This window comes from Microcystis sp. M53602_WE12 (assembly GCF_030065455.1).
In the GTDB taxonomy this organism is placed as follows: Bacteria; Cyanobacteriota; Cyanobacteriia; order Cyanobacteriales; family Microcystaceae; genus Microcystis; species Microcystis aeruginosa.
The window spans coordinates 1-10,447 of sequence record NZ_JASJFB010000640.1; the positions used below are offsets into that span (position 1 = coordinate 1).

General features: G+C 44.6%; 8 protein-coding genes and 1 pseudogene. 4 read left to right on the forward strand and 5 right to left on the reverse strand.

All coding sequences use genetic code 11. From position 1 onward, the window contains the following. Nucleotides 1–424: 424 nt before the first annotated feature. Nucleotides 425–1,102 (forward strand): hypothetical protein, encoded by a 678-nt coding sequence (locus PX482_RS20290; protein ID WP_002759891.1) that lies wholly within the window; start codon nucleotides 425–427, stop codon nucleotides 1,100–1,102. A 459-nt stretch (nucleotides 1,103–1,561) separates the two neighbouring features. Here PX482_RS20290 and PX482_RS20295 read toward each other — a convergent pair whose 3' ends face one another. Further along, nucleotides 1,562–2,899 carry a histidine phosphatase family protein gene (locus tag PX482_RS20295; protein ID WP_002759887.1) on the reverse strand — a complete coding sequence of 446 codons (1,338 nt, stop codon included), beginning with the start codon at nucleotides 2,897–2,899 and terminating at the stop codon, nucleotides 1,562–1,564. Between the two features lie 409 nt (nucleotides 2,900–3,308). Here PX482_RS20295 and PX482_RS20300 point away from each other — a divergent pair, with 409 nt between their 5' ends. Beyond that, on the forward strand, nucleotides 3,309–4,553 hold the full coding sequence (locus PX482_RS20300; RefSeq protein WP_002759885.1) for a DUF4912 domain-containing protein: 1,245 nt from the start codon (nucleotides 3,309–3,311) through the stop codon (nucleotides 4,551–4,553). A 124-nt stretch (nucleotides 4,554–4,677) separates the two neighbouring features. On the opposite strand, the gene PX482_RS20305 is transcribed toward PX482_RS20300, so the two are convergent. The 4 genes from PX482_RS20305 to PX482_RS20320 all read right to left on the reverse strand — a co-directional run bounded on the left by PX482_RS20305 (nucleotide 4,678) and on the right by PX482_RS20320 (nucleotide 9,808). After that, the gene (locus PX482_RS20305; protein WP_288027129.1) at nucleotides 4,678–6,330 is read right to left on the reverse strand and encodes an acetolactate synthase large subunit; all 1,653 of its coding nucleotides are present in this window, start codon (nucleotides 6,328–6,330) and stop codon (nucleotides 4,678–4,680) included. 219 nt (nucleotides 6,331–6,549) lie between these two features. Beyond that, nucleotides 6,550–7,029, reverse strand: coding sequence for an SRPBCC family protein (locus PX482_RS20310; RefSeq protein ID WP_287675630.1), 480 nt, complete (start codon nucleotides 7,027–7,029; stop codon nucleotides 6,550–6,552). A gap of 1,080 nt (nucleotides 7,030–8,109) precedes the next feature. Then, complete coding sequence (locus PX482_RS20315) at nucleotides 8,110–8,844, reverse strand: choice-of-anchor K domain-containing protein (RefSeq protein ID WP_002759878.1); 735 nt, start codon at nucleotides 8,842–8,844, stop codon at nucleotides 8,110–8,112. A 289-nt stretch (nucleotides 8,845–9,133) separates the two neighbouring features. Then, nucleotides 9,134–9,808, reverse strand: a complete 675-nt coding sequence (locus tag PX482_RS20320) for a TIGR04283 family arsenosugar biosynthesis glycosyltransferase (protein ID WP_002759876.1) — start codon at nucleotides 9,806–9,808, stop codon at nucleotides 9,134–9,136. Between the two features lie 231 nt (nucleotides 9,809–10,039). Between PX482_RS20320 and PX482_RS20325 the strand changes: the two are divergent. Together PX482_RS20325 and PX482_RS20330 are read left to right on the forward strand one after the other, a co-directional pair. Further along, nucleotides 10,040–10,285: pseudogene (locus PX482_RS20325) on the forward strand (CoA-binding protein); the annotation flags it as partial. 92 nt (nucleotides 10,286–10,377) lie between these two features. Then, on the forward strand, nucleotides 10,378–10,447 hold a 70-nt coding region (locus tag PX482_RS20330; protein ID WP_287726026.1), incomplete at its 3' end, for a helix-turn-helix domain-containing protein.

The window sequence follows — 10,447 nt, forward strand, 5'->3', positions numbered from 1 at the left end:
AATCGGTAAAACCCCACACCCCACACCCTACACCCTACACCCTGCCCCTAGGAAAAACTTTTTCAGCAGACCCTAGTTAAGTGGGTGGGTGGAATTAAATCCGACATTCCGCACATCTTCATATACCTTTATATATTTTTACATTCCCCAAGATGTTTTGACGAAAAAGCTTCATTGTAGAAACTACTATTGAGAACATTTTCAATAATTGATTTTTTCTGAGAAAACAAATTACAATTCTTCACCTTGATGAAAATCGATCCTTGTAGCTACAATCTTTACTGGCAAAGGGTTGTAAGCAATGTATTAGTAAAAATTATCAATTGAATGTTAAGAAGTGCGGAAGGTGGGTTGTAATTATTCCTTACAAAGATGAGAGGATTTTTCGTACCTGCTCTGATACTCTGGTTTTTATTCACCTTTAATGAGAGGAAATAACCTAGTGAAGCTCAATGCCCTTAATTCTTTAGCTTTCGCCACAGGGACAGTAACTCTACTGTTAAGTAGCGTGTCTTCTGTTAGTGCTTATACCATTTATACAAATCGGACTGCCTGGGAAGCGGCACTCGCCACTAACCCCTCGTACAAGATTACCATTGATACCTTTAGCAATACTATTTCTTCGGCACAGTCAATTACCCTAGATTCAGGGATTGTTTCCACTAATTCCGCTCCTCCCACACTGCCTAATTCGTTTAATAACAACAGTGTCAGCATCGTCAATCCTGGTGTTTACGATAATGCTTCCGGTACACTTGCGGGTGCTTCTGATACCATAACCTGGCAGTTTCCTGCTACCGTGTTGGCTTTTGGTGCTGACTTTTCCCGCATTGATGAGTTAACTCTTACTGGCAATTTCGATGGCACAGGAGACCAAACTATTTCTATCAATCCTACAATTGGTGGAGAGAATGGGTTTCTCGGTATTATCGGGACAGCAGAATTTAGTTCTGTTATCTTTGCCAATAATACAACAGATGTCGATAGTTTTAGTATTGACAATGCTTCCTTTGCCACCAAAGTTTCTGAACCCAATATGGTTACTGCTTTCGCCATACTTGGGGGCAGTCTGTTGTTAATTAAGAAAGCCAAGGGCAGCTGACCGGCTGACAAGCAGATTGAAAGTGAGAAGTGATCAGTAATCAGTAATCAGTAAACAGTGAAAAGACAGTAGGCAAGTGCTATTTAATACTGCTCACTTAACACATACTGTGGGTGCATCTGACATTAGCAGAAATACCGACAATCAGCAATTATTAGTGACTCTTAAATGATGACAAATGTATCAGCAGCTGCCTGTAAGCATCCCACCGAAAAGCTAATGCGCGGGGGGTTTGGGGGCGGCGCCACGACCCCAACGGGGGGTTTGGGGGGTAGAACCCCCCAAAGGCTTGGATTGAGTGATAAAATCAGAAGTAATGTCCGATTTTAAAAGAGAGTTTCCCCTTAAAAATCCCAACTTGCTAGATTTGCAAAAATGAGATGCGCCCCATACTGCTCACTTAAAACTCAAATCTGATAACTGTTAACTTACCCACTGATAACTGATAACTGATAACTGTTATAAAGCACCGGCTGCCGTGCGATCGAGTATTCCCGATCCTAGATGAGAGGTAATATTAATTGCTTGCAGGACCGGTTGAGAGTCAACTCCTTTGGGATAATCGATAACACTAACCGCGCCATTTCCCTGTTTAATATTCCAGAAATTGGCGGGTTTTAAACCCAATAAATAACAAAGAATCACCTTATTAATGGCATCGTGGGCCACTACCATAATTGTCTTAGGACTATCGCTATTACTATAGGTTTTAACGATTTGCCGCCAACAAGCGATCGCTCGATCCCAAACTTCCTGTAAATTCTCCCCTTCCGGCATTTGTACGGTTTCCGGGGCATTTTTCCAGTCTTCTAACATCCCGGGGAAACTCGCTTCAATTTCCTCCTCTAATTTGCCTTCCCAAAGTCCGTGACAGATTTCCGTCAGATCCCCTTGGGTATCTAAGGTGACATCGGGGTGATATTGCAGGATAATTTGGGCAGTTTCCTTGGGACGGGACAAAGGACTGGTGACAGCGTGATCGATCGCCGTTTCTCGCAGAAATTCGGCGGCTTTCTCAGCTTGGGCTTTGCCATTATCATTGAGAGGAATATCGCGCACACCTTGAAAACGTTTATCCCGATTCCATTGGGTTTCTCCGTGACGCACAAGCAGCAGCCTGGAACCTTGGAAAGGAGGACGCGGTGGGGGTAAAGCTATCCCTAAGTGTGCTGTTTGATTGAGGGATTCCACCTGGACAGGATCACCAAAATCACCCGTAAAATTGAGAACATTAACGCAACAGTTAGATTGTTGCAGGGAATGGTATAAGGAAACTGGAATACCGATGGCACTGAGGATTAAACAGCGATTAATGCCGTTATGGGCAACAATGAGGATAGTTTTGCCCTCGTGTTGGGGAATAATTTCTCGCCAAAAATCCTGCGCTTGTTGATAGAGGGAGAGAACGGGATAATGTTCTTGACCATCGGGCAGTATCATCTTAAATTGGTGAGGTTTTTGGTGCCAATCCCGATATTCTTGGGGGTATTGAGCTTTTACCTCCTCTTTGACCATATTTTCCCAGATAGGCAGATCGATTTCTAGTAACTGCGAAGTGGGTTGAATGACGGGAGAGTTATTTAAACGAGACTGAATCACCTCAGCAGTAGATTTGGCTCTTTGGAGAGGACTACAGTAAAAAGCGGCGATATCGATTTGACTGAGGGCATTTCCTACTTTTTCCGCGTCCAGATGGCCTTTTTCTGTCAAAACCGAGCCATCACTGCGACCTTGTATTTTCTGCTCTGCGTTATAACTGCTTTGTCCATGACGAACAATAATCACACGAGTAGCCAAGCGGTTCAGTCTCCTTAACTAAAAGTCTCAATATCAGATTACAGGCGATCGGGATCGGAGTACAAATCAGTGATCAGTGATCAGTAATCAGCAATTATTATAGTTTATTTGTACTATAATATCGCCTACAGTTTCAAGGCAGCACAGCATATCAAAACTTCCTGATATAACAATCTCTTTGGGATCAAGGGTTTGGCGGTTTTATCAAGAAATCATGACAAGGTACTTGTTCAAAATCGGAATCTTGCTGTTTAATAGGTATTTATAACAAGCGATTCCCTTGATCCCCATCGAGTGGATCTCTCGTTCACAAAGCAATCGATGAGTAGTTAGAAGGATTACCCAGATCACTGCTTTTGCAAATGCCCAAAAACATTTGCCGTCGTAACTAATCGGAGAGCGTCAACTCATGGTTCCAGAATACCCCCCCTTAGATGAGATGACCTTGCGGCAACTACGACGAGTTGCCAGTCAATACAGCATCTCTCGTTACAGTCGGATGCGGAAAACGCAGTTAATCGAGTCAATTACCCAAGCTATGGGAGTAAGCGGCAATTTTAAATCTATTATTAAAGAGGAAAAACCAGTGGAAGCAGCAAAATTTGAATTAGGTCAAGCTAACCCGATCGAAGATATCCTAGGTTCAGTGGATGATGGTTTAGGAGATCTGCCCGGGGGCTACGGTGAAAATCGCATCACCCTCCTACCTCGCGATCCTCAGTGGGCCTATGCTTACTGGGATATCCCCAACGAATCAAAAGAAGATCTCCGTCGTCAAGGGGGACAACAGTTAGCCCTGCGTCTTTATGATGTCACCGATATCGATCTCAATAGCCAAGGCGCGCATAGCGTCCAAGAATATCTCTGTGATGAATTAGCCCGGGAATGGTATTTACCGATTCCGGTCAGCGATCGAGATTATGTTATCGATATCGGTTATCGTTGTGCCGATGGTCGTTGGTTAGTTTTGGCCCGTTCTCCTTTAGTGCGGATTCCTCCCGTCTATCCTTCCGACTGGATTGAAGATATTTTTGTCACCGTTAACTGGGAAGAAGAACTGGTGGGTAAAACTGTTTACGAACTCGTTCCCCCCAGCAAACGCTACGGCAGCAGCGCCGGAACCACGGGAAGCCCTATCTACGACCAAATTTTCGAGAGTGTCGGCGATATCGAGGCCCTACGGGTGGCCGGTTCCTTGTTTGGTTCCATGCAGCACGTCGCTGGTTCCGTACCGATGTCGGAAGTGATCAGTTCTTATGTATTCCCCTCTGGGGTTGGTATGTGGGCAGTTCCCACGGTATCGGGACTAACTGCTTCCGGTATAGGCATAACTGCTTCCGGTATCGGTATGGGTGCTTCGGAAACCCTACAACGTCCGCGCAAATTCTGGTTAGTTGCCGATGCCGAATTAATCGTCTATGGTGCTACGGAACCCGATGCCACCGTAACTATCGGTGGTCGTCCGATTAAACTCAATCCCGATGGCACTTTCCGCTATCAGATGTCCTTCCAAGATGGTTTAATCGATTATCCGATTATGGCCGTGGCCGCCGATGGTGAACAAAATCGTTCTATCCACATGAAATTTACCCGGGAAACCCCCTCTCGCAATACCAACACTAAAGATGAGGCGGTTCTAGAATGGTTATTCTAGATCGGGTTTTCTAACGTTACCAAAGCCAACCTAATTACTTCCCCCTAACTGAGATTTAGTTAGGGGATTTTTTTCGAGAAGTTAACGGCAAGCTACCGAGGGGGTTGCTTGCCGCTATCAACTTCTATTCCCAAATCTGACAGCTTAAATCGCCCGATTTTTGGGAAAGACGCAGATTTTCACCGTAATCGACGGGAACATCGATCACCGTAGGCACCTCTTGCCGGAAAGCCTCCTCTAGTGTCGGGATCAAATCCTGAGTAGATTCCACCCGATAGCCTTTTAATCCCATACTTTCGGCAAATTTAACAAAATCGGGATTACCAAACTTAATAAAAGAAGATGTCCCAAAATAGTTTAACTGCTTCCATTCGATTAAACCGTAACCGCCATCATTAAAGATGAGAGTGACGAAGGGAGTTCCCACCCGCAAAGCTGTCTCCAATTCCTGACAATTCATCATAAAACCGCCGTCTCCCGTCACCGCCACAATGCGCTTATCGGGATAAACTAACTTAGCGGCGATCGCACCAGGGATAGCAATACCCATAGCGGCGAAACCGTTAGAAATAATGCAAGTATTGGGACAATCGGAGTGATACTGGCGCGCCATCCACATTTTATGAGCGCCCACGTCACAAATAGCGATATCTTCCGGTCCCATCACCTGACGCAGATCGTAGATCAATTTTTGTGGCTTGATCGGAAAACCCGTATCATTGGCATAGGTTTCGTAATCGGCCCGAATTTCCGTCTTTAATCCCGCGGTGACAGGAGTTGGTTTATTCTGGCGATCGGCCCGTTTGAGGATATCGATGAGAGAATCGGTGATATCACCCACCACTTCCACCACCGGGGCATAACTGCTGTCAATTTCCGCCGGAGTCATGCCGATGTGAATAATCGGTAATTTCCCGTCTGGATTCCATTTTTTCGGGGAATACTCGATTAAATCGTAACCAACAGCGATAATTAAATCACTGCGCTCGAAGGCACAACTAATCAAATCCCGTTGCTGTAATCCTACCGCCCAAAGAGCCAGAGGATGGGTATAGGGAATCACCCCCTTACCCATAAAAGTGTTAGCCACAGGGATATTCAAGGCCGTGGCGAATTCCGTTAAAGCCTCACTAGCATTAGCGCGAATTGCCCCATTTCCCGCCAAAATCAAGGGATTTTTCGCTTTAGAAATCACTGCGGCCGCCATGTTCAAAGTCCGGTAGGAAGCGTAAACTTTTTCCTGACTATCGAGGGGCAAGGGATGACCATCGGCAGCCATAGCGGCGATATTTTCGGGAAGATCGATATGAACTGCCCCCGGTTTCTCACTTTGGGCGGTTTTAAAGGCTCTCCGTACCACTTCTGGGGTGATACCCGGCCGCACGATTTGTTTATTCCATTTCGTCACCGGGGCGAACATGGCCACCAGATCCAGGTATTGATGGGATTCAATGTGCATCCGATCGGTTCCCACCTGGCCGGTGATGGCCACTAAGGGCGCCCCATCGAGGTTAGCATCGGCTACCCCTGTCATCAGGTTAGTCGCCCCCGGTCCTAAAGTGGAGAGACAAACCCCCGCTTTTCCCGTCAAGCGTCCATAGACATCGGCCATAAAAGCCGCGCCCTGTTCGTGACGGGTGGTGATAAATTTGATCGAGGAGTTTTTCAGGGCTTCCAAAACATCGAGGTTTTCTTCCCCGGGTAGCCCAAAAATATACTCGACCCCTTCATTCTCTAGACATTTAACTAGAAGTTCGGCTGTGTTTAATTCCCCCATAATTCCCTCCTGTAGAGCTTACTTCATCAGTAAAGTCTCTAGAGATAGTTCATCCCGGCGGATTGAGGTTGTTGCGCTCAACTCGTCGGGATGATATCAGTAGACTATATGTACCAATGTAGCTGACTAAAATTTTGTTTAAGTCTATCCATATACCATTGTGACTTAGATCTTGACCCTTGGCAGATTATTTATTAGCACAATTGGGGAGAATTTTTTTTAGACCGTTAATTCTTCGGCGGCGTGGGCTAGTTGGGCGGCGACTTTGGCTAGATAGGGACGACTTAACCACCAGATAAAGGGGGACAGCCAACCCCGCAGAGTGACAGAATAGGAAATATAACTACCACAGAGGGTTGATTCCACTTGGTAGGTCATTTTCTGTTCCATGCCCGGGATAGCGAGAACTCTGAGGCTGAGGAGTTCCCCGGGGCGGACATTTTCCACGAAAACCCGGATAGGAATGGGAGTCAGACGGGTGACAGCTTGATAGATTAACCCCGGTTTAGCGATTAAACCCAAGGGAACATCAGCCTTGGCGATCAAAGGATGCCAAGAGACATCGGCCACATTGATTAATTTTTGCCAGAGGACATCGACGGGGGCGGTACTGACCACCCGATAGGTTTTGTAGAGTGAAAACTTACAGAATAGTCTGCCTTTGGCCGCTACAATCCTTAAGGAAAAATTGAGAATCACCGATTGCCTCCCGCAAAAATAATCTAGGGAATCTTCTATTTTGACATACCCCACGCCGTAAACGGACGTGGATTCTTCTCGCATCACTGCTGTGAATTTCTGGCTCAACGAGTCCACTTGAATTAGATTCCTGGCGAAATCCCACCCAGAGGTGGTTCTCTCCTCAGACTTTCGCGACCTTACAGAAGCCTGTTTTCGGGGTCCCCTACGATACAGTTCCAAACCTCTAAAATACTTGGTTTCTCTGGTACTTGGTGCTGAGAATTTTTACCTATAGGAGCATTCCCCTAGAGAACCCCATAACTCTAGTTTTCAAGGTGCGTTCATCGGTTGATGACTGGGTTTTTTAAGCGGTTGCTTACCCAGCCCCCTATTCTTAATAGCATACATCATATAAAGTCGCCCTCAAAGGGCGAGGCTTTCAACCCAATTTTTCGGTAAAAAATAAATGGCTTTCCGGCAGTGTGCGCTTTTGATAATTTTCAATTATATGAATAGATTGATAAAGCTTGTTCTCAAGCCGCTAAAAGCCTATCAGTTCTTTGTGTGATCAGTTTAACTTACTATAGCAGCGATCAATCTTTGTGTCCTCTGTGTCTGGAGTGGTTCCTTCCACTCCCTCGCCAGCAGGACTGTATCTTAGAATACATTTTACCCACCAAACCTAAGATAGCCCGGTTCTTCGCTTTGTGTTATGCGATGGATGGGGTTACAAGGGATGAAAACCCTATATAGAGTTGGCTGAATAAATCTAATTTTTTCGATAAAAGCGGCAGGGTTAAAACCAGCAAGAGTGGCTGTGCCAAGGGTAGCACCTGAAAGATCAAGAAATTGACGGCGATCGAGAGACATATTCTCAGAGCAGATGTTCCGATGATCAATTATCCTATCGATCGGTGCCTTGGCAGAGAAAAGTTTTTATTTTTACCTGTCCGCTATAAGATGTCAAATTTTTTGAGTAATTGCCAGGGAATTTAAAAAAATTTGTTTACTCAAATTAAGAGTTAAATTTGGAAGGTTTCTAGAGCGCATTTTTCCTCAAGTGGAGATGGAAAAAATCCCATCCCCACACTTGTCAATTTATTTTCGCTGCTTGTTAAATACTGAACCCATCCCCAGTAAACCCAATGCCAATAACCCCAGAATCGAGGAAGGCTCTGGAACCGCTGGAAATGGATTTGGACCGGTACTGGGTGATAAAAATCCTTTTAAAGGATCACCCACGGCTCCAAAACCAACAAGATCGAGGGAATTAAACTGAGTTATAACTTCTACATAGGTCTCTTCTCCTTCTAGTACCCTGAAACTACCGAGATCGGGGAAATCCGTAAAGTAAATGAAATCTGCACTAGCGATAGGATCGGCAACATTTGGGGTGTTTACAATCGTGATTTTTAATGGCAATGTTTGAGTGAAATCTGGGTCGGAGGAAGTGGTGTTGATTATCAGATCAACCCCATTAATCCCAGTACCCCCAAAAACAGCGCCATTACGGTAATACAAGCGCCCTGCAACAAAGTCTTGACCCTTGGGCTGATCGGTAAAGTCAGAAGGAATAAAGGACAATTGATTGGTAAATGAACCATCTACAGGCGTTCCCCATTCGATGGTGTCGGTTCCGTTGCCCGTGTATACTGAGTCGGGGAGCGTGATGGCGTTGTCAAAATGGCCTGTCACTGTCCCTGTACCTACATTTACAGTTACAGCTTGGGCGGCTTGGAAAGGGGCTAGGATGGCTAGAGTTGCCCCCGCTACCAATAAGCAATGCTTACCCCCCCCCACATTTTTGATTACTTTTGTTAATGTTTTGGCCATGGAAAACTCTTCCTTGGTATGGTTTCCCCGATTATATAATTGTATTTTTCAAAAGACTGGTATTGCCTGCTACCAATAAGCAATGCTTACCCCCCCCCACATTTTTGATTACTTTTGTTAATGTTTTGGCCATGAAAACCTCTTCTTTGGTAGGGTTTATTCGATTATATAATTGTGTTTGGCTCTCTTGGATATTGGCTGAAAAATGTTCACAATGTCACATTATGGGCTTAACGCCTGCGCCCCTACATTGCACAATGACCTCAAATACTTTTTCAGCAAGCCTTTATTACCATAAACGATAAAAACTTTTCAACAAGCGCGGCGGAATTTTTAGATAATAACCAATAATTACTAATTGATTAACTAAGGTAGTTTTGCCAACTCCTAATTTTTGCCAACGTCTTGCCGAGGTAATCACCGGAGCAGCAACTATGGCTATTTTACCCCTTTTTTTCAATCTTTGTATTAATTCAAAATCTTCCATAATTGGCAACTCAGGAAACCCGCCCAAATCTGCCAATATTGAGGCTTTTAAAAATATTCCTTGATCTCCGTAGGGAAGGGAAAGCCAGCGAGAACGCCAATTAACTAATTTTTCCACTAAACGCAGGGTTTTTTCCTCTCCATCAATTTTTAATTCAAAGGCCCCCGCTACTATCCCAGATTGGGATAAAGTATCGATAATTTTTTCTTGAAATTCATGGGGAAGTAAAGTATCTCCGTGTAGAAATAACAAAATATCTCCTTTGGCTATTTTGGCTCCTAAATTCATCTGGAAAGCACGACCTTTTCTGGGTGAAATAATTACTTTTCCTCCCAATTGTTCGGCTATTTCTCTAGTTTTATCGGTACTGCCCCCATCGACAACAATAATTTCTACCCCCGCACCTATCTGTTTTAACGTTGCTGCAATTCTTAACTCCTCATTGAGAGTCGGAATGATAATACTAAGATAATTCATCAGGTTTTGTGGTAACTAAAGTCACAGGATTTAGGGGCGACCATCGGGTAAATTTTCCTACAGATACCGAGGGATTGACTGGGATTTTTAATAACTGTTTTTTCGGTAGAAAAGTTAAACATTGCTGCCAGTTCTTCAGAGTGGCTAAAGCTGGAGTCAAAAGTCGATACCAAATTAGGTTACACTTCATCTTTATGGAAAGCGAAACTCTGTTCTAAGATAGGTGGGACAATGCCGAATATTAAAGGAGACGATGGTGCGCTCAAAACCATCTTCAGCAATAGTAAAATTATCGCAGTGGTCGGGCATTCCGAGAAATCGAGCCGCGCCAGCTATCAGGTGGCCAAATTCCTGCAAGCGGTGGGTTATCGAGTCTATCCTGTCAATCCTATGGTCAAGCAAATTGACGGTCAAAGCTGCTATCCTTCTCTAGAGGCTATCCCTGAACCTGTGGATATTGTTAACGTTTTTCGTCATCGAAAATTTTGGGTCTGAAACCCCGTCGTTCTACGACGGCTTTACTGTTAAATATGAGCATCGTTTACGAAATATATGCTAAAATGTGAGGTATGGAAAAAGCCTATTCTTACCGATTTTACCCCACACCCGAACAAGAGTCGCTATTGCGGCGCACATTGG

Coding starts and splice junctions, on each gene's coding strand:
- PX482_RS20300 (WP_002759885.1), top strand. CDS start 3,309: ATGGTTCCAGAATACCCCCCCTTAGATGAGATGACCTTGCGGCAACTA.
- PX482_RS20315 (WP_002759878.1), bottom strand. CDS start 8,844: ATGGCCAAAACATTAACAAAAGTAATCAAAAATGTGGGGGGGGGTAAG.
- PX482_RS20290 (WP_002759891.1), top strand. CDS start 425: ATGAGAGGAAATAACCTAGTGAAGCTCAATGCCCTTAATTCTTTAGCT.
- PX482_RS20320 (WP_002759876.1), bottom strand. CDS start 9,808: ATGAATTATCTTAGTATTATCATTCCGACTCTCAATGAGGAGTTAAGA.
- PX482_RS20305 (WP_288027129.1), bottom strand. CDS start 6,330: ATGGGGGAATTAAACACAGCCGAACTTCTAGTTAAATGTCTAGAGAAT.